The sequence below is a fragment of the Chitinophaga sp. 22308 genome (assembly GCF_052045305.1).
Classification (GTDB): Bacteria; Bacteroidota; Bacteroidia; order Chitinophagales; family Chitinophagaceae; genus Chitinophaga; species Chitinophaga varians_A.
In genome coordinates, this window is the sequence record NZ_JBQEOP010000008.1 from 38779 (window position 1) to 62495 (window position 23717).

24 protein-coding genes are annotated in these 23717 nt (G+C 49.8%); 11 read left to right on the top strand and 13 right to left on the bottom strand.

The window, feature by feature from the left end; genetic code table 11:
* Positions 1–26 precede the first annotated feature (26 nt).
* The 4 genes from ACTJJS_RS28640 to ACTJJS_RS28655 form a co-directional block, all read right to left on the bottom strand.
* Positions 27–737, bottom strand: a complete 711-nt coding sequence (locus ACTJJS_RS28640) for a ferritin-like domain-containing protein (protein ID WP_440666964.1) — start codon at positions 735–737, stop codon at positions 27–29.
* A gap of 149 nt (positions 738–886) precedes the next feature.
* Complete coding sequence (locus ACTJJS_RS28645; protein ID WP_440666966.1) at positions 887–1687, bottom strand: anti-sigma factor; 801 nt, start codon at positions 1685–1687, stop codon at positions 887–889.
* 1 nt (position 1688) lies between these two features.
* The gene (locus tag ACTJJS_RS28650; RefSeq protein ID WP_440666968.1) at positions 1689–2186 is read right to left on the bottom strand and encodes an RNA polymerase sigma factor; all 498 of its coding nucleotides are present in this window, start codon (positions 2184–2186) and stop codon (positions 1689–1691) included.
* 217 nt (positions 2187–2403) lie between these two features.
* On the bottom strand, positions 2404–3666 hold the full coding sequence (locus ACTJJS_RS28655; protein ID WP_440666970.1) for a hypothetical protein: 1263 nt from the start codon (positions 3664–3666) through the stop codon (positions 2404–2406).
* 360 nt (positions 3667–4026) lie between these two features.
* Here ACTJJS_RS28655 and ACTJJS_RS28660 point away from each other — a divergent pair, with 360 nt between their 5' ends.
* From ACTJJS_RS28660 to ACTJJS_RS28670, 3 genes are read left to right on the top strand one after another with little or no spacing between them, the layout of a single operon-like run.
* Complete coding sequence (locus ACTJJS_RS28660; protein ID WP_343746011.1) at positions 4027–4350, top strand: ArsR/SmtB family transcription factor; 324 nt, start codon at positions 4027–4029, stop codon at positions 4348–4350.
* A gap of 6 nt (positions 4351–4356) precedes the next feature.
* Positions 4357–4824 carry an SRPBCC domain-containing protein gene (locus ACTJJS_RS28665; protein ID WP_440666973.1) on the top strand — a complete coding sequence of 156 codons (468 nt, stop codon included), beginning with the start codon at positions 4357–4359 and terminating at the stop codon, positions 4822–4824.
* 6 nt (positions 4825–4830) lie between these two features.
* Positions 4831–5211 carry a DoxX family protein gene (locus ACTJJS_RS28670; RefSeq protein ID WP_440666975.1) on the top strand — a complete coding sequence of 127 codons (381 nt, stop codon included), beginning with the start codon at positions 4831–4833 and terminating at the stop codon, positions 5209–5211.
* Positions 5212–5286: 75 nt separating this feature from the next.
* Here the strand turns inward: ACTJJS_RS28670 and ACTJJS_RS28675 are convergent, their stop codons facing one another.
* The 5 genes from ACTJJS_RS28675 to lpdA form a co-directional block, all read right to left on the bottom strand.
* Complete coding sequence (locus ACTJJS_RS28675) at positions 5287–5919, bottom strand: class I SAM-dependent DNA methyltransferase (protein WP_440666976.1); 633 nt, start codon at positions 5917–5919, stop codon at positions 5287–5289.
* 78 nt (positions 5920–5997) lie between these two features.
* Positions 5998–7053 carry a linear amide C-N hydrolase gene (locus tag ACTJJS_RS28680; protein WP_168873775.1) on the bottom strand — a complete coding sequence of 352 codons (1056 nt, stop codon included), beginning with the start codon at positions 7051–7053 and terminating at the stop codon, positions 5998–6000.
* 61 nt (positions 7054–7114) lie between these two features.
* Entirely contained in the window at positions 7115–8203 is a 1089-nt protein-coding gene (locus ACTJJS_RS28685; protein WP_440666979.1) for a DNA alkylation repair protein, read from the bottom strand.
* A 1-nt stretch (position 8204) separates the two neighbouring features.
* On the bottom strand, positions 8205–9107 hold the full coding sequence (locus ACTJJS_RS28690; protein WP_440666981.1) for a hypothetical protein: 903 nt from the start codon (positions 9105–9107) through the stop codon (positions 8205–8207).
* A 40-nt stretch (positions 9108–9147) separates the two neighbouring features.
* Positions 9148–10554, bottom strand: a complete 1407-nt coding sequence (gene lpdA / locus ACTJJS_RS28695) for a dihydrolipoyl dehydrogenase (protein WP_440666983.1) — start codon at positions 10552–10554, stop codon at positions 9148–9150.
* 420 nt (positions 10555–10974) lie between these two features.
* Here lpdA and ACTJJS_RS28700 point away from each other — a divergent pair, with 420 nt between their 5' ends.
* Entirely contained in the window at positions 10975–13650 is a 2676-nt protein-coding gene (locus tag ACTJJS_RS28700; protein ID WP_440666985.1) for a hypothetical protein, read from the top strand.
* Between the two features lie 54 nt (positions 13651–13704).
* Here ACTJJS_RS28700 and ACTJJS_RS28705 read toward each other — a convergent pair whose 3' ends face one another.
* Positions 13705–14835, bottom strand: coding sequence for an RtcB family protein (locus ACTJJS_RS28705; RefSeq protein WP_440666987.1), 1131 nt, complete (start codon positions 14833–14835; stop codon positions 13705–13707).
* A gap of 155 nt (positions 14836–14990) precedes the next feature.
* Here ACTJJS_RS28705 and ACTJJS_RS28710 point away from each other — a divergent pair, with 155 nt between their 5' ends.
* Both ACTJJS_RS28710 and ACTJJS_RS28715 read left to right on the top strand, forming a co-directional pair.
* A complete protein-coding gene (locus ACTJJS_RS28710; protein ID WP_440666989.1) occupies positions 14991–15566 on the top strand; it encodes a Crp/Fnr family transcriptional regulator in 576 nt (191 codons plus the stop codon).
* Positions 15567–15632: 66 nt separating this feature from the next.
* Complete coding sequence (locus tag ACTJJS_RS28715) at positions 15633–15977, top strand: darcynin family protein (RefSeq protein WP_168873768.1); 345 nt, start codon at positions 15633–15635, stop codon at positions 15975–15977.
* On the opposite strand, the gene ACTJJS_RS28720 is transcribed toward ACTJJS_RS28715, so the two are convergent.
* Together ACTJJS_RS28720 and ACTJJS_RS28725 are read right to left on the bottom strand one after the other, a co-directional pair.
* Positions 15978–16760, bottom strand: coding sequence for a hypothetical protein (locus ACTJJS_RS28720; protein WP_440666992.1), 783 nt, complete (start codon positions 16758–16760; stop codon positions 15978–15980).
* Positions 16761–16863: 103 nt separating this feature from the next.
* Complete coding sequence (locus ACTJJS_RS28725; protein WP_440666994.1) at positions 16864–17454, bottom strand: hypothetical protein; 591 nt, start codon at positions 17452–17454, stop codon at positions 16864–16866.
* 126 nt (positions 17455–17580) lie between these two features.
* Between ACTJJS_RS28725 and ACTJJS_RS28730 the strand changes: the two genes are divergently transcribed.
* The 5 genes from ACTJJS_RS28730 (at position 17581) to ACTJJS_RS28750 (ending at position 22506) form a co-directional block, all read left to right on the top strand.
* The gene (locus tag ACTJJS_RS28730) at positions 17581–19572 is read left to right on the top strand and encodes a tetratricopeptide repeat-containing sensor histidine kinase (protein WP_440666996.1); all 1992 of its coding nucleotides are present in this window, start codon (positions 17581–17583) and stop codon (positions 19570–19572) included.
* A 75-nt stretch (positions 19573–19647) separates the two neighbouring features.
* A complete protein-coding gene (locus tag ACTJJS_RS28735; RefSeq protein WP_168873764.1) occupies positions 19648–20052 on the top strand; it encodes an ester cyclase in 405 nt (134 codons plus the stop codon).
* A gap of 4 nt (positions 20053–20056) precedes the next feature.
* Positions 20057–20401 (top strand): YciI family protein, encoded by a 345-nt coding sequence (locus tag ACTJJS_RS28740; RefSeq protein ID WP_440666998.1) that lies wholly within the window; start codon positions 20057–20059, stop codon positions 20399–20401.
* Complete coding sequence (locus tag ACTJJS_RS28745) at positions 20398–21669, top strand: RNA polymerase sigma factor (protein WP_440667000.1); 1272 nt, start codon at positions 20398–20400, stop codon at positions 21667–21669. The genes ACTJJS_RS28740 and ACTJJS_RS28745 overlap by 4 nt, the downstream gene beginning before the upstream one ends.
* Positions 21670–21714: 45 nt before the next feature.
* A complete protein-coding gene (locus ACTJJS_RS28750) occupies positions 21715–22506 on the top strand; it encodes a hypothetical protein (RefSeq protein ID WP_440667002.1) in 792 nt (263 codons plus the stop codon).
* Between the two features lie 2 nt (positions 22507–22508).
* Here ACTJJS_RS28750 and ACTJJS_RS28755 read toward each other — a convergent pair whose 3' ends face one another.
* Complete coding sequence (locus tag ACTJJS_RS28755; RefSeq protein WP_440667003.1) at positions 22509–23588, bottom strand: DUF1266 domain-containing protein; 1080 nt, start codon at positions 23586–23588, stop codon at positions 22509–22511.
* Positions 23589–23717 lie beyond the last annotated feature (129 nt).

A 23717-nucleotide genomic window follows, 5' to 3' on the forward strand; every position in this document is an offset into this window, starting at 1 on the left:
TTTTTTGAGATACAGAAAAATATAGCTCACACCATAGGTAAATTACCGGCATACAATACCGACTTCAGAAAAGGTTTGGCAGTCGTCAATACATCAGCAGGTTTACTTGCCAAATCCAGTCCGTTGGCATTTATCACCGTACTGTCTGCAAAAGACCCGTTACTGATCAGGTCACGGATATAGGCGGCATGGCGCGCCTCAACGGACACAATTTTACCGGCGAGCAACAGATACGCCGGATCTGTGATCAATTGCCCTGCGCCGTTATAGGCAGAAACACCCAGGTCCTCAAATGCTTTGGCAGTCCCCAGTACGCTGTCACGGCTCCCGAAGTTGACGGCAGAAAAGTTCACTTCCAGACTGACGATCGCCTTGGTCCCTAAAGCCGCTTTAAAAAATTCCCGATGGGCCACCTCGTGATCACGGATATCCGTCAGCAACGCCAGTTCACCGGCAGTAATACCGGAATACGGACTGGCTACTACCTGGGTATAAAAAGCAGCTTCCAGCTGTTCCAGGGCATAAGCGTAATTAAGAATGCCGATATCGCCGGAGCCCAGATCTATACTGCCTGCAGGAGGCATATTGTTATTGTCATTGTCTTTTTTGCAGGCGGAAATAGTGGCAACGGAAGCGGCCAGCCCGCAATAGGAAAGAAATTTCCTTCTGCCGAATTTTCCGGGCAACAGGTCTTCATGATTGCCTGTTGGAGGCAATTCCGGATGTAGTTTTTCCATAAAATAATTGTTAGATAAATTAACGAAATGAAGATTATAATTAGTTATCCTAACTACATTAAAAACACATGCATATACCAGATACGGGAGTTTATCCTAAAAAGTTTGACGACCAAAAAAATTCCGGAAGATAATAAGAGATAACCTGCTCAGATGCTCACCTTGCCCAGCACAAACATCTGGTCCATAGTCGGGGCAGGGCTGCCACCGGCTTTTTCCAGCGTAACAGCAAATGCTTCCGCCTGCTGTACAGGTGCTACAGCACACAGATCGCTGCATGCGTTTTCCAATAGCCCGGCAGATACCGGTTTTCCGTTCACCAACGCCCATAGCTGATATTGCTTGCCTTCTGGGGGGACCGGCAGATGATTAATGGTCAGGTAAACATTTTTCGTACGTGTGTTCCAGTAAACCGTTACCTGGCTGTCATTTCTGCCGGGCACGCCGGAGAGTAAAACTTTCAGGGTGCCGGGCGCGGTGACAAGCTGCAGCTCGTGCGTCATGGCAGCAAAACGCGCCTGATAAATCTTGTTGTCAGCTGCCATCATATCGTGCTGAGATTGCAGGCGGACAAAATCCTGGCTGACATTTCTGTACCGGTTGTAAAAGTAGATGTTCAATAATCCGCTGATACCCAGCAGCAGCAATAGTACAGCCGCTGCATACCTGAAAATATTTTCGCGGCGTATAGGCAGCACCGGTACCTGCTGCTCCGGTTCCGTGAATTCATCCTGCAAATGGTCTACCAACCGTGCTTTCAAACTGTCAGGCACAGTTACCGCATACTGGTCTGATACATCATGGAGCCATTTCTCGCAATGGAGAACAGCCGCCTTCACTTCGGGATACGTCCGGCTCAACTCCAGCAGTTCAGACACCTCCTCCGGCGCTGCGAGCCCGAGAACATAGCTCTCAATGATACCACTCTCTATGTATGCCTTGATGTCCACGTTAACTGTTTATCTTTTTTTTCAATTGTAAAATAGCGGCCCGGAGCCTGGTTTTGACAGTACTCACAGGAATCTGGAGCAGCTGTGCGATTTCCTCCTGTTTATATCCCTGGAAGTAAGATAATTCCAGTACTGCCCTGTGTTCCTCTTTTAAAGTATGTACTATTTTACGCAGGCCAAGCTCATCTGACGGTAGTTTGGTTGTATCCGCCAGTTGATGGCTGCCTTCTGTCAGAGCGCTGTTCCGCAAATTATTTTGCCAGGTTTTGCTTCGGACATGATCAATAGCCATCGTTCTGGCGACGGTAAACATCCAGGTATACAACCTCGCTCTCGAAGGGTCATAACTATCTATCTGCCTCCATATTTTGATGAATACGTCCTGTAAGATGTCTGTTGCGGTGTGTATTTCAGGGATGATATTAAGGATAACGCCGTTTAATGCAGCGGCATAATGATCGTACAAATAGCTAAAAGCATCTTCCCTGCGTAATTTCAACGCAGCAATCAGTTCTTGTTCGGTATATGTTTGCGGCTCCTTCAATACGTTTTCCGGTCAGATGGTATAGATACGGGAGGCTTTTTAAAAAAGTTTTACTTCTTCCATATTTTTTTCTGTAGATACCGGCTTCCGCCGTTCGTTGCTGATAGCCATAAAAAAAGCTGACCTGACGGTCAGCCTCTGCCTGCTTTCAACGAGAATTACAATAAATAGCCTATATCAGCCGCTTTACCCGGAACACCCCGTCTATTTTGTGTTCCCGGTAAATGACATGATCGCCTTCCGGCTTCTGTGAACTGGCACGGTCCATACGGAACGTACCGGTCATATATCCTCCTGCTGCCCCCACGCTGGCTACATCAAGATACCCCGGACTTGGCAGCGCTGTTTGTCCAACAGTATAAAAACTCATGAAAACATGGCTGCCTGCGCGTTGCATCTGAAAATGCGTTTCCACTGACCAGGAGCGGCGCCCTTCGGGAGCGCCTATCCAGAAAACACTGCATTCGGGAAATGAACCCTCCCAGGGCAGACCACCTATGCGGGCCACACCGTTGCTGCTGCTACCTGTTGCGGCACCCAGCAGTTCCCAGGCGCCACCATCTATCCTCAATGCAATACCTTCCGGCATCACGAAAATATTGGCAAGCACCAGCCCTATGGCGCCGTTCTTTAGCTTGATCCGCACGCTGACGGTAGCAGGATTGGTGGCAGGGATATCACCCGGCGCCTGGTACACCGCATGGCTGCCGGCCGGTGATAATTTACCCGCGCCTGCCAGTTCCCATTTTTCAATATACTTTAAAGGGAGATCGTTTTTCGGGCTGTTGATATAGGTCTCCACGCCTTCCTGCGTAAGCGGCGATAACAGGTCCTCCATACCTGCGCTGAAGTAACTTTTGACAGACAGTTTTACCGTGCTTCCGGGATCGACAAACTGTATTCCCGGCTCAACAAAAACAGCTTCAAAGAAGCTCCAGTCGCTAAAGTGCGTTATTTTCACGCTGACCGTTTTCATTTCCTTGTTCAGCTGTACACCGCCTACAGCCTTCCATTTGCCCTGGCTGTCCTGGTAAGCAATGCCCAGCGCTTCTGCAAAAGTATGCCCCAAGTCACCGTCTTCATAGTGAACGGTGATAGTAGCTGGTTTCATCAGCGGCTGATGGGGCGTGATGCGGAAAGCCTTGCCCAGGCCGGCAATATTGGTATTGGTAATGGGTTGTATAGAGAAAGAAGTTGCTGCGTTCACCGCACCAGCAGGAATCTCGACAGCAATACGGTTATCCGTTGTGGCAATGGTACCGCCGGCCGGCCCGATCTCTTTCGTGACCGGTGTTCCGTCTATGATGCCTACCGGCACTACCACGCCGCTGTTGTTATTATCTCCATCAGGAAGAGGTTGCGGATCAATTTTCTCTTTTCCCTGGCATCCGGCCAGGAGTATGGCCAGCAGGGTGACCTTCCAAAAATATTTCATGTTCAGCATTTAACGTCAGGGGTTATTTGATTTGACGGCACAAAATTACCCTGCGCTGCTGTGGAAGGCCTCAGTATTACTACGGAGAAAAAAAATTACGTTATTTCTTGTCCAGGTCGGTAATGAGTAGTTTTCGTTGAGGGAATATTACGCTGCTGCTATTTTCACAAACGAATCCAGATGCGCTTCAATATAATTTCTGAAACGTTTCACTTCTTCATCCGGTGAATAAAAGGGCGCTTTTATCATGTTGATAATCATCATAAATGAAAGTCGCCTTTGTCTTTTTTTTCAAAAACATCAAAAAAAATTTGCGTAGCCAAATAACTACACATATATTTGTAGTCAAATAGCTACACAATGAATTTACGAAGAGATGTATTTCAGGCCATTGCAGACCCCACGCGGAGGGCCATACTGGTATTGGTAGCCACGCATGCTATGACAGCCGGCGCCATCGCAGCCAACTTCGACACCGCGAGGCCAACAGTGTCCAAGCACCTGGCCATACTCACGGAATGTGAACTATTGAAGCAGGAGCAAAACGGCAGAGAGATCTATTACCATTTAAACCCTCATAAAATGAAAGAGATAGCAGACTTCATTGAACCGTTCCGTAAAATGTGGGACGACAGGTTTAACAAACTGGAAGACATCATGAAAAAATATCAAACCAAAAAATAAGGACAGATGGAACTGAAAACAAAAGTACACGCCGAAGAAGGCAAACAGGAACTGATTGTCACCCGCGAATTCGACCTGCCGCTGGAACTGCTTTTCAGGGCATATACAGAATCTGAAATCCTGGAGGAATGGATGGGCACCAAAGTATTGAAACTGGAGAACAAAAAACACGGCAGCTGGCAATTTGAAACCACCGACCCGGCCGGCAATAAACACGGCTTCAGCGGCACTATCCACGACTTCGTTCCCGAAGAAAAAATCACCCGCACATTTGAAATGGAAAACAGCGGCTTTGGCGTGCAACTGGAATTCCTCGAGTTCGAAAAACTCACCGAAGACACCAGCCAACTCCGGATGCATATCATCTACAAAACACTGGAAGAAAGAGCACAATACCTGAAGATAGGCATGGCCCGCGGCATGGGCCTGGCACACAACCGCCTCGAAAAAGCAGCTATCAAATTCAAAAAATAACACATCATGTCTAAAAGAAACAAAATCATCTACTGGATCGCCACCCTCTGGCTCGCGTTAGGTATGACCTCCACTGCCATTGTACAACTGTTGCAACTGAAAACTGAAAACGATTTTATCACCCACCTGGGTTACCCTGTCTACATACTGAAGATACTGGGCGCCTGGAAAATATTGGGAGTGATAGCCATCCTGGTACCGAGGTTTCCACTGGTGAAAGAATGGGCCTATGCAGGCTTTTTCTTTATGATGACGGGCGCACTCGCTTCACATCTCATCTCCGGCGACGCGATGAAAGACATTTTCCCATCCCTGTTGTTGCTGGTCCTCACGGTGATATCCTGGTACTTCCGTCCGGCAGACAGAAAAGTGCTGGCTGCCGCCTGATCCCGGGGTGAATGTTCCTTTGAAAACTACAACTGCACTCCATCTCTACCAGGTATGCTTCTGGTGTTCCCATCACTATAGACTGGCAATCAGGATTAAATCGGTCACCGGCGTACCATCCCCGTTGGCAGAGGCGATCCGCTGCTCATGGACCACATGGAAACCATGTTCCTGCAACACTTGCTGCAGCCACGCGCCCTGATGAAAGTACTGGTAGTAATCATCACCGGTACTGGACTTCCGCCAGCCCGATTTCGTATAGTCGTCCTCCATGGTACTCAGATACAACACGCCTCCGGGCTGCAGCATGCTGACTGCGTCCCGGACCAGCTTGACCGTTGCCTCCTGAGAAAGATAAGGCAACAGGAAACCGACCATGATACCATCATATCGGTCTGGCAACGTTGTCATATCGGTGCAGTCCAACAGCTGGAAGATAGCGCCAGGATTGTTCTTACGCGCAAGGTCCAGCATATCTGGCGAAAGGTCGGTGCCCAACACCCGGAAATCGGGCCGCTGGTGCAGCAGGTAGCGGGTAATATTGCCCGGACCGCAAGCCAGCTCCAGGATGTTGGCCTCCTGGCGGGGAATATGCCTGCAAAACACGTCCAGGGCATTTTGGTAGCCTTGCGTGTCCATGAATTTTTCTTCATAGAGGCGGGCGTTTTTGCCAAACAACTGTACGACTAACGCGGTTTTGTCATCCATGGGAAATGTGATTTACATAAAGATAAAAAAAAGCTACCAGCAAACGCTGGTAGCTTTATCCAATACAATACCCGTCTGCTATTGCGGGCCCAGAAATTTAAAGGGGTTGCTTCTTTTAAACGACCCGGCCACATTGCCGGCGTATACTTCTCCTTTGGTCAGCGAGAGTTTCTTTACACCTCCCTTAGGCGAAAAATTCACATCGCTGAAATCCACCCAGAAAGTATTGGGCGTGAGCGCAGACTCAAAATAATAAATCATGTTCTTTTGGTCTGACACGGTCCTCCAGCGGGTGGAAGAAATATTCGGCTGGTCAGGCGTACTGATACCGTAAGGCACAGAGCAGTTGCGGATCACGCTGAACACGCTGGCAGCGGCCAACCGGTAATCCTTTGTTTTAGGAATAGCGGTCGTATAAAAAGAAGCACGCACAAAACGGTCGGCAGCCCTGTTGGTGCCCGGCAGCATGGTAGTGCCGCCAATCTCTTTCCAGTACTCGTTCAGCGCCAATTGTTTCTCGTACACAGGGGAGTTGGTCATCACCTGGTAAGCGGCATCATGATGAATCACCAGTTTACCTTCCACATATTCAAAGATGGCGCTGTCGCCGGTGGCATCGGAAATAGAAAGATGCAGGGTCGCCAGTCTGGCCTGTCCGGGCACATTGTCGGACACAATGGTGAAACGTTCCTGCTGCAGCTCGTCCACGGCCTCTTTTACGGTAGCAAAATTGTCGAGCACATATTGCACCCAGGCAGCGATGCTCAGGCCCGGCTTCTGACGGTCCCAGTCAGGGTATTTGGATTCGGCCAGCCAGAGCAGATTGGCCACCAGCCCTTTTTCGTTCATCCCATCGGTGCTGCAAATATTGTACGCAGCAGCTACTACGCTGCCATATTTGGATTTCCATTTAACGGTCTGCGCGCCGGTTTCCCCGTTGCGGGACATGCCCCTTGGGAAAATCCAGAGGTCGGTTTGTGTGTCCTCCTTCCAGTCCATTGACCGGGCGGTGAGCAACAGGCCGTCAAGACCTTTGTAAACAACACGCGTGCAGGCTCGTCCGGGGTTGATAACAGCAATGGCTGCAAGTGACACAATAATTGTGAGAGCGAGGGTTTTGAAAGTTAACTTCATAGTGGTTTAAATGTTGGGTTACAAACCACTAATAAACGATTTTTTCGCCAGATTGTTCACCTCACGAGGTTATCTTTAATTGAAAAGCCTGTTCACCGTATATTTTTCCGTTCACCTGGATACTGATCAAATGCCTCCCCTTATAATGTTTGCGGGTGGTCATATCCTTAAATACCTGCTTTTTGGTGAAAGTCAATTGTTCTCCCGGCTGTAACACCACCTCTTTCAGTTTAAACACTTTCTGTGACAGTTCCCCCGAAGATTTCGGATAGTGCACCACGTAGTCTATCACCAGTTTTTGGGGAGACGTTTTTTCGCTTTTCAGCAGAAAGGTGAATGTCAGCGCATCGCCGAGGCGGATGGAAGGGGCGCTCAGTTTAAACTGTGCCAGCGATACTTTCACCTGCTTCTCGAAGTTAAATACGCTCAGGGAATCCTTATCGCCTTTTTTGATCAGCGTGCGGCTGGCATGTTTAACGATCCATCCGGTGTGCGGATGCTGCGTGTCCCACCCTTTCACCAGTTGCAACATATAGGCGCTGTTGTCTTTGGAGATATCATTCAGGTGGTTGGCCACGGATTTTCTGACATACAGGGTATCATCGGTTTTGAGCGATTCCAGGATGTCCCGCGTCAGCGAAGGATCTTTGATGACGGCATCGAGCTTAAACGACCAGGGCAACCGGGGACGGCTCCCTTCAGAGGCCAGCCTCCTGACATGATGATTGTCATGGACCGCCCACTGCTTCATCACCGTAAGGGTACGGTTAAAATCCGCTTTGAGGAACGTCCTGATGGCGAACTCCGCGGAACCCAGTGTGGTAAAGTATTCCAGTGCTTTCATGGAAAGATCGAAATGGTCTTTGCCGTATAACGCCACAAAATCAGGCAATACCAGTGCGGTATAACCGGTCTTCAGCGAAGGGGCTGCCTTTATTAATACGTCCACCGCTTTTTTATAATCCTGAGGCAGATGTTTTCCCAGCATTACGGCAGTATGGCGCAAACGGTCGTTCAGTTCGCGGGTTTCCAGCGCATCGGTCACATCTTTATAAAAACCATGACGGTCAAATTTTTTATCCGCAGCCGCAAAAACACCAGCAAAATGCCGGTAGAAATCGCGGTTGAACATCTCTTTCAGTGGTTCCATACTATTTAATATTACAAACTACGCTGACCGGCCAGCTTTGGTTCATGTCAGATGTCCCCGCCTTCAGGTCGGACACCATATTATAAAAACGTTTCCGGAGTGATTCCAATCCGCTAACCGTGCCACGGACAGCAGTGTCATTTAATCCTTCCACGACGGCCAGCGTGCCTACTTTTATCAGCTGCTGCCGGCAAACGGCCGCATCGCGGTGTGTCAGGCCAAATTTACTCAGCCCGAAGAAACACTGCTGTTCACCACCAAGGTACTGCCATATCCGTTCTATGCCCGGCTGCATTTTTCTGGTGGTAGGGATATCATAAAAAGACAGGATGGTGCGGCCTAGCAGCTCACAGTGATGAAGATCTTTTTCAGCAGGTATTGTTGCTCCATAGTAAGTGAGGGGTACCATCATGTATTCGCAAACGCCGCGCTGCTGGTGTATTTCCGCGCAAAGAGCCGCCATATAATGACCATCTTCTAACTGAAACGCCAGTACGTCGTTGGGTTGAAAATAGAAACGGGTCACCTTGCGGTATTTTTTTCTGCTCCTGATTTTCTGGTTAGGCCGACTGATTTTTTTCCAGTAGCGGTCCAGCTCTTTTTGCCTGGCTTTCCCGTCAGGCCCGTCAGCATCCCATGCTTTAATGAAAGCGCCTTTAACAATAACAGACCTGATGAACGTCAGTTTATGAGCGTCCATCAGGCCTATTTCCCACAGGGCAAGCCCGCAGGCAGTCACATATAGTTCGTGGTCCAGCGCGTCGGACCGGTATTCTTCGTTGTCCAGCGGAAACGCTGCTTCAATGGTTGGCAGGTCTGCTCCACCGTCGTACAGGTCCATGATACCGGAATAGACATCATGCGCTGTGTCGCTGTCAATAATCTTTATGCCGTCAATTGCCATTACAGTACAGGTGTTTTTTTGCAACGGCAAGTTAAGTAAATTAGATATTGATCGCACCCTGGCCGGTAGCTATCAGGTAAGCGTCCTTGAGCGCTTCCGCATAGGTGGGATGCGCGTAACAGGAGCGGATCATTTCTTCAGCGGTCATCTCCTGCTCTATCGCCAGTACGGACTGTGCGATGACGTCTGCCGCGCGCGGCCCGATGATGTGTACGCCGAGTATCTCTCCGTATTTCGGTGATACCAGTACTTTCACAAAGCCGTCTGTGTCCATGGAGGCACGGGCGCGGGCGCTGGCCATGTAAGGGAATTTGCCCACGCGGTATTCTACGTTCTGTGCTTTCAGCTGTTCTTCCGTAGCGCCTACGGCAGCTACTTCCGGCCACGTATATACGACACCGGGCACCAGGGCATAATTGATATGCGGATGCATGCCGTGTATGGTTTCCGCAGCAAATACGCCTTCCTCTTCCGCTTTGTGGGCCAGCATGGGGCCGTCTATCACATCACCGATGGCGTAAATGTTAGGCACATTGGTTTGAAGTTTATCATTGACTTTTATCTTACCGTTTTTCTCTGTCTGAATACCAATGGCGGCCAGGTTAAGCCCGTCTGTATAGGCTCTTCTGCCTACCGCCACGAGGCAGTAGTCGGCCGTGATCTCCTGCTGCGCGCCTTTATCATCGAGGAATTTTACGGTGGCGGTGGCGCCGTTATTGGCGGCCGACTGTACCTTGCTGCCCAGCAGCAGGTTGATTTTCAGCTGGCGGAGCGACTTCTGCAAGGCTTTGCCCAGCTCTTGGTCCATGCTCGGTATCAGGTTGCTGGTATATTCTATGATGGTAACGCTGGTGCCTATACGGGCGTATACAGAAGCCAGTTCCACTCCTATCACGCCGCCGCCGATAATAACCATGGAGGCCGGTTTCTCCGGCAGCGAAAGGCTTTCCGTGGAAGTGATGATGCGCTTTTTATCGATAGCCACTCCCGGTATGGTGGAGGGTTTGGAGCCGGTGGCGATGATAAAGTAACGGCTGGTCACGGTGGTCACCGTGTTATCTGCGGCAGTTACTTTCAGATGGGTGGTATCGGTAAAGCTGCCTACGCCGTGATATACCTGTATCTTGTTTTTCTTCATGAGATACACCAGCCCGGAAGTGTTCTGTGACACCACTTCGCCCTTGCGGCGGATAAACTGCTCGAAGTCCAGACTGATACCGCCGGTGTTAATGCCATGCGCTTTAAACTGCACTTCCGCCTGATGGTAATGCTCAGAGCTGTCCAGCAGGGACTTGGCAGGGATACAGCCTACGTTGGTACAGGTGCCGCCAAGGGTGCTGTATTTTTCCACGATGGCTACCTTATATCCCAGCTGGGACGCACGGATAGCCGCTACATAGCCGCCCGGGCCGGAGCCGATGACAATAACGTCAAATTGATTTTCCATATACTTAAGATTGATCTGGACGACAATATTACGAATTATATACCAATCGGTATTTTTAATTTTACCAGTCACCTTTATTTGCGTCTTTTACAATAACGATAGCTGCTATATGTCTATATGTAGAAACATATTTAATAAGTTGCGGCAGCAAAAACAGCGTGACATGATCCTCTCTTACTGTTGCAAAATCATAGCAGTAGGCATTATCAGGTTAAAGCAGCATCCCAGGTCTGACTATTCAGCCGAAAAAAATCTTGCAAATATGTATATATGTATATACATTTAAACGATGAACTTTCTGCCTGGCCACGTTATAAACCAAATGCCGGACATTAAACAGTTGAACAATGGACCTGGGTGTTGAAACAACCGGTGTACTTCCTTTCAGAAAGAGATCATCGTGTTTCAAAATTTTCTATCGTGAAAAGCACAAATCTTGTATTGCTACTGATGGTCGTATCAATAGCTGCTATCAACGCGCAACAGCGCGACACAAAACCTGTCAACCCCAGGGTGACTGACATATGGGTGGTGTTTAAGACCCACTTCGATCTGGGTTTCACTGACTTGCCGGAAAACGTGTTCAAACGTTACCGCGAAGAAATGATGACCAATGCATTGACCGTCATGGAAAAAAATGCGTTGTTGCCAAAGGAAAAACGTTTTGCCTGGACGGTTTCAGGATGGCCCTTGCAGGCACAAATACTCGGCCCTCAGCAAACTCCGGAACGGAGAACAAGAATAGAACATGCAATAAAAAACGGCACCCTGGCGGTGCATGGACTCCCCTTTACTACCCATACGGAATCATTGGACTATGAAGATCTGGTGCGGGGCCTCGGCTACTCGTCAGCGATCACGCGGAAATACGGACTACCTATGACCATCAGCGCAAAGATGACGGATGTTCCGGCGCATTCATGGGTAATGCCCACGTTACTGCAACATGCCGGGATCAAATTCCTTCAGTTGGGCTGTAACCCCGCCAGCCAATACCCACGGTTTCCGGAACTGTTCTGGTGGGAAGGCCCGGATGGTTCAAAAATACTCTGTAACTACACGGCTCTTTATGGGTCTGATATCAGGCCGACTGAAAACTGGCCATGTAAAAATTACCTGGCCATGCAAATGACAGGCGATAATCATGGTCCGCCTTCTTCGGAGGAAATTGAAAAGCTCCTCGCCTATGCGGCAAAGGAAATGCCGGGCATCAGGATACATTTCGGCACGCTGGACGATTTCGCCAGAGCAGTCCTCGCTGAACATCCGTACCTCCCAACTGTCAGGGGCGACTGCCCCGACACCTGGATACACGGCATACAATCCAACCCAAAGGAAACCAAAATCGCCAGAAATATCCGTCCGCTTGAATCTGCGCTGGACGGCCTGCATACGCAAATGCAATGCTGGGGAATCCCTATGGCATTTATTTCAGACAAACTGGCAAAGGCATACGAACAAAGCCTCCTGTATGGCGAACATACCTGGGGAATGAACGCCGAATACGGCCCTCGCTACAGTTATGGCGAAGATTGGAAAAAATGGATGGACGAAGCAGCCGCAGAGCCCCTGCCCGCAAATGGCAATTATGCATTGCTGAAAAACAGCGACGCGCACAACACAGCTACAGGCAGCAAACGAAAATGGCTTCACTCTTACGATGAAAAACGTCAGTATATCCTGAATACAAACGATATTATCAGCCACGAATGCAATCAACATCTTCGCCTGCTTGCCTCTTCTATCAACAGAAACGGTAAACGCATGGTGGTATATAACCCCCTTCCATGGAAAAGGTCGGGTATGATTGAAAATCCCTGGAAAAAGGGAAGCTATTGTTATATAAAAGATGTGCCGCCATCCGGCTATGTTTCCTTCTCCCCTGGTGAACTAACAGCTCAAAGCACCTTCCATGATCAACAACCCGTGTTGAGTACCCCTTACTTCCAGGTGACCTTTGACCTTGTAAGAGGTGGTATATCTTCACTGATCGAAAAATCAACAGGCCGTCAACTTGCGGACACCACTGCGACCTACGTCATTGGCCAGTTTTTGCATGAACGGTTCAGCACCCGCGAAGTGGACAAATGGTTTAATGCCTACAGCCGTATAAAAGACGGTTGGGGATTAAATGACCTTGGTAAACCCGGAATGATCGATGCTGAAAAAGCGCCCTATCTGGCTTTCACGCCCGGAGAATGGAAAATTGATGTTGCCCATAGCAACGTAGCAGATATTGCTACTCTGACAGCAACCAACCCTGAAGGCCATGCTCAGCTGTACTCGCTGACGTTTACGTTCCCCCGCCAGGCAGCATATGTGGATGTTATGTGGTCTGTAACTGCCAAGACACCGGACAAACAACCAGAGGGAGGTTGGCTCTGTTTCCCGTTCAACGTGAAAGAGCCCACCTTCACAATCGGCCGCCCGGGAGGGACCGTCAACCCGGCCAAAGACATTGTACCAGGCAGCAACCGGTACCTGATGGCTGTCAATTCCGGTGTAGCAGTCACTCAGCCCGATAAATCCGGTATGGCATTATTCTCTGCAGACGCACCATTGATCAGCCTGGGTCAACCCGGCCTATGGCAATATTCCCTGGACTACATCCCCCGGGTACCCACCGTTTTTGTCAATCTTTATAACAACATGTGGAACACCAATTTCCCGTTGTGGCAGGAAGGTTCGTGGACAGAAAGCGTCCGCATATGGCCGGTGGGCAAAGGCAGTTCAACCATAACCGACCTGGTGCAACACTCATGGGAAACCCGTTTGCCGTTATTAACAGCAACCGCAGAAGGCGCACCGGGAAAATTGCCATCTCTAAATGAGGGAATAAATATTTCCAGACCAGGTGTACTCATCACAGCATTCGGCGAAAATCCGGACGGAGAGGGAACTATTTTGCGCTTATGGGAGCAAGCCGGCATTTCAGGAAAATGTACCGTGAAATTTAATGACAATAAAAACGTAAAAGCGTTGTTGCCACTTGATTTGCGCGGAAATAAAAAAGGAGCGCCTGTTGCTGTAAAGAATGGAACATTTACCTTTAACCTGAACAAATACGCTCCTGCATCATTCCGGCTGATCTATTAAAGGCTTCCCCTTCATATAGCCCGGGGATAGAAGCCCCCGGGCTATGGGGGATTATTAAATTTCCGTGTATTTAACCGTCACCACCGGTGTGGTCTGCGTTACCTTTTGCAGGTAAGGCTGGAGCCTGAAAACATCAGAGGCGTCCTTGTAAGCGAAATCAAACTCCTGGATATAGCCGGAAGGGAAATTACCGGACCTGTCCAGCAGTTCACTGAACTGCTCCTTATAAGCCCTGCGTTGTTTTTCCTTCAGTACGGTCTTCCAATATTTCATCGCTTCAAAACGCGACAGTTTCCTGCCTGCTCCATGGGAGCAGGAATAAAGCGCATCCGCCGCACCAGGCAGATAGCCCGCTTTGGCCAGCAGGCTGCCCCTGGACATCGACAGCGGAATCACCGCGGTTTTGCCCTGCTGCAGTTCTGTGCTGCCTTTCCGGTGTATAATTTCTTTCCCGGAGAAACGCAGGTGGTTGTGAATGGAATCTTCCAGTATATACGGTGTTCCATGTAACACACCTTCCTCCTGCTGGTCGCGGTAGCTGTGCGTCAGATAGCCTTTGTCAATGGCCGCTTTATTGCAGACCAGGTAATTGGCGTTCTGCAAAAAGATCAACGTCTTGATGCAGAAGTTTTTCCGCCGCTCATAGCCAAACTGCAGGATGTCCTGATAATACCGGATAAAATCCGGCTGTACAAAATCGCGGTGCACATAGTCCACATCGCGGCCGTATGCCTGCGAGAAATCACGGGTGAGCTGTATACAATGCTGATACAGCGCAATGCCCCTGTCCCGCGTGCCGGTATGGCAAATAATATATACGGCCTCGTTATCCTCTTCAATAGAAAGGAAATGGTTGCCGCCACCCAGGCCATCATCGGTCATCTGGGTATGCGCCTGCGCAAAAGCGCGGTAGTGGGCGTTTTTATCGAACGGCCGCAGCCAGTATTGTTTATCTATTTTAAGATACATCACGCCGCAGCCAATGTCTTTACCCGTGATCAACGGGTAAAAATAATCAGTGGTTTTAAAAGCCACGCCCACAGGCAGGGCCTTCTCGGCGCAATAATGAATGTCTGTAAACGCACAGATGTTGTCAACAAACGGTTTTTGGGAATACTGCTGCAACTGCTCCATAGCGTTATCTTCAACACTATGTGCATCACAATAGAATGCAATAGCTCGCATGTTCTTTAATTTGGGTAAAAAAGATTAGTTCGTGGGGCGTGGGTAGGTACATCTGCCCCTTACAGAGATGTCAGCAGCGGTGCAAAGATAAAAAAAAATATTTAAAACAATAAACCAATGTTTCATTCGTCCTCATTTTTATAAGAAGACATACTATGGAATCGTTCCGTTCTTTCTTTGAACAACTCTACCCTTTAAGGGAAACCACCTGGCAACAGGTCATTCCCCTGTTCTCACCGGCCACGCTGGACAAAAACAGCTTCTTCATACGCGAAGGTGAAATCGCCAGGACCATGGCTTTCCTGGAAAGCGGCATCGTACGCGGCTTTTACCGGAAAGAGAACGGCGAGGAATACAACAAGGTCCTCTTTTCCGCACCCACCTTCTTCGGAGACTATGCCTCCCTGGTCAGCGGCCGTCCTGCCCTGTTCTCCCAGCAGGCACTGACCCGGGCACGCATATGGGTGGCAGACTACCGGCAGTTTATCCAGTTATACGATACATGCCCCGACCTGGAACGTTTCTCCCGTAAATGGGCGGAATCGGTCTTCGTGCAGAAAGAACAAAGGGAAATAGAACTGGCATTGTATGACGCCACCCATCGCTACCTTAATTTCCGTAAAACTTTTCCGGACGTGGAACAACAGGTCCCGCAATACCATATCGCCTCCTGGCTTGGCATCTCCCCTACGCAACTGAGCCGCATCCGTCGTAAATTATCTGCCAGCTGATTTCTTTACCTATGTCAACGGGTTTCAGCGACGCCGGGAATAGCTTTGTGTTTCAATTTTACCATCATGCATTACACAATTATCCTCACAGCAAAAGCCACTGCGCAATGGCTGACAAAATCCCGGCCCGAACGTGATCACTTCGTGGAAACAGAAGTAAGGCCTGTTCTTGACAAGTTTGCAGATCAATGCAGCGTCCGGCTGTTTGATTGTGATTTTACCCATGCACAGGTTTCTGATTTTATGATCATCGAAACCGACAACCTGGAACACTTTGGTTATCTCATAGGATATCTGCGCGAATCCAAAACGTTCGCCGCTCCTTACTTTGATGTAAAGGATATTATCATCGGTGTTCCTAATAATTTCAGGGGACCGATGAATATCGATGATATCCGGAAGGCAGGTTAACTAATGCCCCGGTATGATCTGTAGTCCGGCAGGATCTTTTACGGCAGGATGTTCCAGCGCCCATACTTTGGCAAACTGGCGGCCATTGTCACGGATATACAGGTAATATTCGTAGTCGTTGCGGAAATAGCTGAACATCGCATACGTGGGACGATACTGTTTCATAAACACTTCCAGCGCTGGTGATTCAAGACCTGTGATCTTTTTCACCAGCGCCTTGTTAAAACGATGGTCCACATATTTTTCCTGTTCATCGCGTTCCAACAGCTCCCGGAAAGCCTCCATGCGCTTTACTTTTTTCGCATTGAAGATCATGTCCAGGTTGATACCTACGCCTCCGGGACCGCTGGTGCCGCCAAGTAACGATGGCGCATAATCGAATACCTTCCGGTATTCGTCCCGGAATGCTGCGGAGTCTGCGGAATAGTCCTTTAACCGGTTCGTGGAAACCACTACGGTAGGCAATGTGGTCACGTCCACATGCAACTTCATATCAAACGGCCTGTTAGGATGGATCTCGTTGACAGGGAACTTCATAGTGGCTTTGCCCTGATAGGAAAAACTGAGGGAATCTGCCAGGGTGAGACGAATGCTGTAACGCCCCATGGAATCAGTGACAGTGCCGGCGCCGGAAGTGCTCATCACACTGACGCCCGGCATACCGAAACGGCCGGAGCGGTCGTATATCGTTCCGCTCACACGTAACTGCGCGCTCGCCGCCTGGTGCAGCAGGAACAGTAACGGGAATAATATCAGCCATCTAACCGGGTAAAAAGTGCTCATTTCCAGCTCAATCTAAGACAGGATCAAAACATAAGCAAACATCCGGCAAATATTAACAAAACGTTGTATCCGACGGCAGGCTTGCCAGGCTTGCATCTGTGCCCTATTTTTTGGGTTTTCGATCTATCTTGTCCTGAAGGGAAGCAATCAGTGCAGTGCACTCTTCCAACCGCTGCGTATGAACACTGCCGTCTACGGCCAGATCTTTTTTAGTGACTTCTGCACCATCCAGGAAAGCTTCCAGGAAAGAAAGATAACGGGGTTGCTGCCCATACAGCGCCTCATACATTTCTTCATTCAGCTTGTCTCCCTCTTTGCGCAGATCATTGCTCACCAGGTCGTTCACATCCCGCATGTGGTTCATGACAGCGCTCATTTTTGCCTTCAGGTCTTCCAGCCGGTCCGGGTCCTTTTTCCCGGGGGTGATATTATTACGAAACAAACTGTCGGACAGTTTTTTCCGGGTCTTCATATATACCTGCAAATCCTCCTTCAGTCCTTTGAGGTGCAGGCTCAGGTCCTCTCCTTTCTCAGGCTTATAGTATTTATCAACATCATTATTTAAGTGTTTGACCCAGGTCAACAAGCCGGTGGTCACGTCCATTACAGGAGGAGTAGTCTGTGCAGATGCATGTCCGGCCACTGCCAGTTGCAGTACCAGGGCCAGTCCTGCGCAAATTTTGTTGATCGTCATATTTATTTCGGGTTGTTCATTTGTTTTACAAGATAGTAAATCTGCCGGTTTATGGCCACCTTAACCGCTCAACGGGCCAGACAAATCGCTTTTTGCCTATTTTTATACCCTGAATGAACCACGCTCATGCGAACCATCCTTATTCTTTGCTGTATCTTTTTCACCGCAGCGCTGAAAGCGCAAAGTCCGACCGATACAAGGTATATCGACAGCCTCGGGGCCGTTTTTTCCAAAGCGCGCACGGACAGTGAAAAGATAAGGGCCGCAGTACAGCTGTCCGGCTATTGGGTGTATACTGATACCGTTAAGGCCATGGCCATACTGGACAAAGTAGCTCCCCTCGCCCAGGGCAAGCCCTACTACGAAGGCCTGCTAGCCTCCGTTCGTGCCAACGCCAGCGTATTTGTGGATGATTTTGACAAAGGACAACAACGGCTGATGGACGCGGAGCGCATCTTTGAAAAGCTGTCTACGCCCGCCGCCTACGGGCAACGGGCACGCCTGTGGTACAACTATGCCTTTATAGAACAACGCAGGGGCCACGATAAAGAATTCCTCCGCATCATTCTGGAACGCTGCATTCCCTATGGCGAAAAATCAAAGGAAAACGGGCTGCTGCCCCAGTACTACTCCGCGGTAGGCGTAGCGTTCATGAACGAACGCGAATACGACAAAGCCATCCAGTATCAGCAAAAAGCCATCAACCGTTATAAAGAAGAAGGACAGAAAGATGATTTTATTATCTGGAACTATCTCCGGATGGCCAGCTGTTATATCTATAAAAAAGATCTGCCGAAGGCAAAACAAAATCTCGATATTATCTCCGCCATGCCGGAGTCCAGAGAAGAAAGGGCCTACACCTCCCTCTACTATACAACGGTGGCGCAGTATTATGGCGGGATGAAACAATACGAGGCCGCACTCGAAGCGATAGACGCCGGCATGAAAGCAGCCCGGCATCTGAACCAGGGCCACCGCTACAGCGCCCTGCTCTACGAAAAATATTCCCTGCTGAAAGACATGAAACGGTACAGGGAGGCCAAAGCCATACTGGTGGCCCTGTCAGACGACAAGACATTTACCGGTCATGAGAAAAATCAACTTACGCTGAAAAAAGAAATGGCTGAAACCATGGCCGGACTGGGAGATTATAAAGGCGCCTACGACATGATGGTGGCGCATAATGAACAGAACGACACCGTGAATAACCAGGCGGTGCGCCGACAGGTGGAGGAACTGGAAATCCAGTACCGCAATGCAGAACACGAAAAGAAAATAGCTGTACTGGAATCCGAAAAAAAAGAAGCTGCCGCCAAAGCCAGGAACCAGCGGTTGTTCAACGGCCTGCTGGGCGCCGTGGCCTTTATCCTCCTGATACTGGCAGCCTTCTCCTGGCTGTTTTACCGCAACCAGAAAAAACTGTCCGTTCAGGAAGAAGTCAACCACCGTCAGCAGGTAAAGGAAATGCAGCAACGGCAACAGCTGGTGGCCACGGAAGCCATGCTGGAAGGCGCCGAGCGCGAACGCCGCCGCGTGGCCCGCGAACTGCATGATGGCCTCGGTGGCCTGTTATCCGGTATCAGGATCAAGTTGAGCGGCGTGTCAGCGGCCAGTGATGAAGTGGAAAAAATTATCCCGCAGGTAGACAATGCTGTGGCGGAAGTACGCCGCATTGCCCATAATATGATGCCGGAAACGCTCGCCCGCTTCGGCGTGGAGACAGCCCTGCAGGAACTGTGCGATTCACTGCAGTCTCCCCGGACAGCCATTCATTTTGAAGCCTTCGATATGCAGAAAGACATGCCCGTTTCCGCTCAACTGGCCATCTACCGCATCGTACAGGAAGCGCTTTCCAATGCCCTGCGTTATGCGGAAGCCAGAAACATCCTGGTACAATGCAGCCAGAACGGCCACATCTGCTTTATCACCGTGGAAGACGACGGCAAAGGATTTAATCCCGAAAGACCACAACGTATTGGCATCGGACTGTCCAGCATGGAAAACCGTGCCCGCTATCTCAATGGTAAACTGGAACTGGACACACAACCCGGAGCCGGCACCACCATTCATGTGGAACTGGACCTGGAAGCCAGGATCAACGAAATCAATGTTTTATAATAATCTCAGCATTTTTTTTCTGATGATGTCCAAATCGGGGTAACCCGCTACGTCATAGTTACAAAATCAAGTATTATGACAAACAAAGACATCGTAAAAAAGTATTTTGAAAGCATCAATAACAATAACTTCGATGCAGTCCGCCAACAACTGGCAGAGGACCACCTCTTTTACAACCCGGCCACCGAACAACCGCTGAACACCGCCGGCCACCTCGTTATGATGGAACGCCGGTCTGCAGCTTTCGACGGGCATTACTTCCTGGAACTGGTGCTGGAAGAAGGAAATTACGTCACCATCAAAGGTCGCTGGGAAGGTATCCATAAGGGTGAATTCGCGGGTATTCCGGCCACCGGCAACAAAGTGGTTTTCCCCTGGATAGACCTGCTGGAAGTAAAAGACGGGAAGATCGCCGCTGAACACATCGCGTTCAACCCCGCCAGCATCACAGGACAACTGAAAACACCTGAAAAAGTATAACCACATGCAGGAATTTTTATTGATCATCCGGGGTGGAGAAGACCTGGGAAACGCCTCGCCGCAGGAAATGCAGCAAACGCTTCAGCACTGGCAGAAATGGATGGGCGACCTTATGGCGTCCGGCAACTACATCGGTGGCCAGAACCTCGAATCAGAGGGACTGACAGTGCTCAACAGCACCACCGTCACCGACAGACCGCTAGTAGAAGGCAAGGAACTCGTGGCGGGATACATCCTGTTACGTGCCAACAGCGCAGCTGAAGCCGCTGAAATGACCAGGGGTTGCCCCGGCCTTGCCCGCGGCTGCACCATTGAAATACGCGGCATCAGGCAGCTTCATCATTCATGAGTGCATCCTCCCATATTGATCAGGCAGTCAACCATCTTTTCAGACAGGCGTCCGGAAAGATGGTGGCTGTATTGGTGAAAATATTCGGTCCGGAAAACTATACCCTCGTGGAAGATGTGGTACAGGACGCACTGCTCAGCGGCCTGGAAACATGGAAGTTCAACGGTATCCCCGATAACCCCGAAGCCTGGCTTTTCCGCGTGGCAAAAAACAAAGCCATTGATATCATCCGCAGAAAAAAACACCAGTACTACATTGACTTTTCCAGTCAGGTGGAACTGCCGCCCGCTGCGGGATATGCGCAGGCGGACAATTTTGACCAGTACTGGCAGGACCAGGCTATCAACGATGATTTTCTGGGGATGATGTTCGCCTGTTGTCATCCCGATATCTCGCCGGAAAACCAGGTTACTTTTATTCTGAAATCACTGTGCGGTTTTAGTACCCGCGAAGTCGCCCGGGCTTTCCTCACATCTGAAGACACTATTTCCAAACGATTATATCGGACAAAGGAATTTTTCCGTACCAATCATATCAGGCCCGTCATCCCGCCACCGGCACAGCTTTCCGGGAGACTGGACGCCGTGCTCAACAGCCTTTACCTGCTCTTCAATGAAGGATACAGTGCCACGCAACATGAACAGCTGGTACGGGAAGATATTATCGCGCAGGCGATTTACCTGTGCCAGTCGCTGCTGGAACATGAACATACCAGGCGGCCGCGTACCAGTGCGCTCATGGCATTGTTCTGTTTCCATGCCGCCCGCATCCGCAGCAGGCTGCAGGCCGACGGCACCATCATTCCCCTGTCGCAGCAGGACCGCCGCCAGTGGGACAAAGCACTGATCGCTTCCGGCAACGAATGGCTCAACAAAGCCGCCAGTGGCACTACCCTCTCTCCTTTTCACCTGGAAGCGGCTATTGCGTATGAACATTGTATGGCACCGGACTATGCAGCCACCAACTGGAAGATGATCCTCTCCTATTACGACGCGCTGCTGCAACTCACCAAAGACCCGGTGATACTGCTCAACCGCAGCGTGGCACTGCTCGAATATGCAGGCGCTCCCGCAGCCCTGCAATCTCTTGAAGGGGTGCAGCATCACCGCCAGCTGAACCGTTATTATCTGTACCACGCCGTACTGGGTGAGATATACAAACGGATGAACGAGAAAGACAAAGCAGTGGCCTGTTTTGAGCAGGCCCGCCAGTTAACCGCCGCACAACAGGAGCAACAATTCCTCACCGCCAAAATCGCAGATACCTGATCATCGTGTCTTTCTCCATCAGCCGGCAATTCATTAACTTGCTATATGACTTTAACAGAAGCATTGGTCACAGCGGCACGCCGCTATTGTAAGGAACATCATGGGCGATGGGCGAGGCGCTATGCGAATGAACGTACCGGCGCCAACAATCCTGTTTATTCCTACAGTGATCAGGATTACAATCTGTTTCCCCGCTACCAGGTATTGGCGGCCATCTCAGACAATGTCGAAAAACTGGTAGGTAAAACGTTCCCTTCACCGGAGGCCTGTCGTGAAACGTTGTCCCATATAGGCTTTACCGCCCAGTCATTGTTCACGGAAAGCGATCACCCAATCGCCATAGCAGCCATGCAGGAAGAACGGGAGCATTTTGTGCAGTACCTGCAAAGCCTGACGCCGGAGGCATTGGCACAGGTAGTGCCGCTGCCCTATCGCAGGCGGCTAAACGAAGAAGAAAGCAGTGCTGTCCGGCAGCAACTATTGGAACGCTGGCATTATAATGGTGGCTACTGGGCGCCGCTAACAGGCAATATACCGTCTAATACGTTATTTGTTGCACAATCTGCACTAACCCCGGCAAACCGAAGCGCTCTCCGTAATTATATTTGCCAACACGCCATGCCGCACCTGTTCGAAATAACAGAAGACCATACCGATGCGGAAATCACCTGCAGCGAACTCGATACAGACTGTTATGAAACTGTTTACTGTGATGAAAACTACAACTGGTTAATATACGGCTCTCATGAGTCAACACTCACTTTTGCAGGCGAACAGTTACTCTTATTTGTCCGACAACTGTTCACCGGACGGGAACAGGAGCTAAATAAATTTTGAGATCAATTCAGTCCTCCTGGTTGCTGTTGCATGCTTTTAGCGATGGCCAGTTCAGTTGCATAACCGGTAGCCATAGCGGCAGGAAGCGTTACACCTTTAGGCGCAGGCCATGGCAGTTGCTTCATGGGCCAGTCGCATTTTTCCAGGAAGTTTTCGTAGGCAACGGTCCTTTGGTTGGACACTTCATAGGCATTGCTCCAGAAAGCGTTCCCGAGGCGGTAGTTATTATTGAAATCTTCAAAGTTGTCGAATAACTCATACACATAGTCGGCTGCCTGCAGGATATTTTTCCAGGCTTCTTCTGCCGTAATATGCCCGGCCATATAGGCGTCCCGGGAGATCACGATGAGCCGCCAGCATTCGTAGCCCCAGATCAGTTTAGGCGGGCGGCCGTTGGACCGGTGCTCGAGGCAGGACAGGATATAGGACTCCGGCAGATTGGTCAGCGCCGCCAACCGTTTACTCACTTCATTATCGGCATTCCGCAACGACATCGTCATGGTAAAAGACTCTGCATGATATCCGGTCGTCAGCAGTTGTTGGGCCACTTTCCGGTAGTTTTCCGTTGTAAGGATGCCCCAGCTCTGATCGAGGTCTTTTTTATAGAGGTTGGCATCAGCCGGCCGGAAAGTATGGTATTTTTCCGGTCCCTGTAACGCCGCCAGCGGATAGTATTCCAGCGTTTCGCTCCAGTAGCCGCCGCGGTAAATATCGACGAGCTCCAGCCGCAGCGCCTGTCTTTTATCTTCACTCAGCCAGGTGGCGCCGGTAGCTTTATAGTAGCGTTGTTGTTCCCTTACGGGCAGGTGGCACATGTACCAGGCTATTACCAGGAAAAGGCTGGTCAATGCAACAAAAGCGATGACCGCTATCCATTGCGGACCGGTGAGGGGCGCCGGTTCTTTGATCAGCTTCTGTATCAAAAGAACCACGAAAAAGAAATCGAGCGCGGCAAAGGAGAACAGCAGGATGGCAAAAGCATACAGGAGAGGCTGTTGTGTTTTGAATTGTTCAAAGTTTTTCCACTTGGCCTTGACAGGGAAATTAAACTCACGAGGGTGGTTCTGTAACAACGGTTTCATTATATATAAATCTTTCTGTCTACGAAAGTACAATAACTTTTAAGGTTTTAACAGTACAGCCACTTTTCTTAAAAATAAAAAGCCGTTTCCCTGTGAGGAAACGGCTTATCAGACGAATAATCATTATGA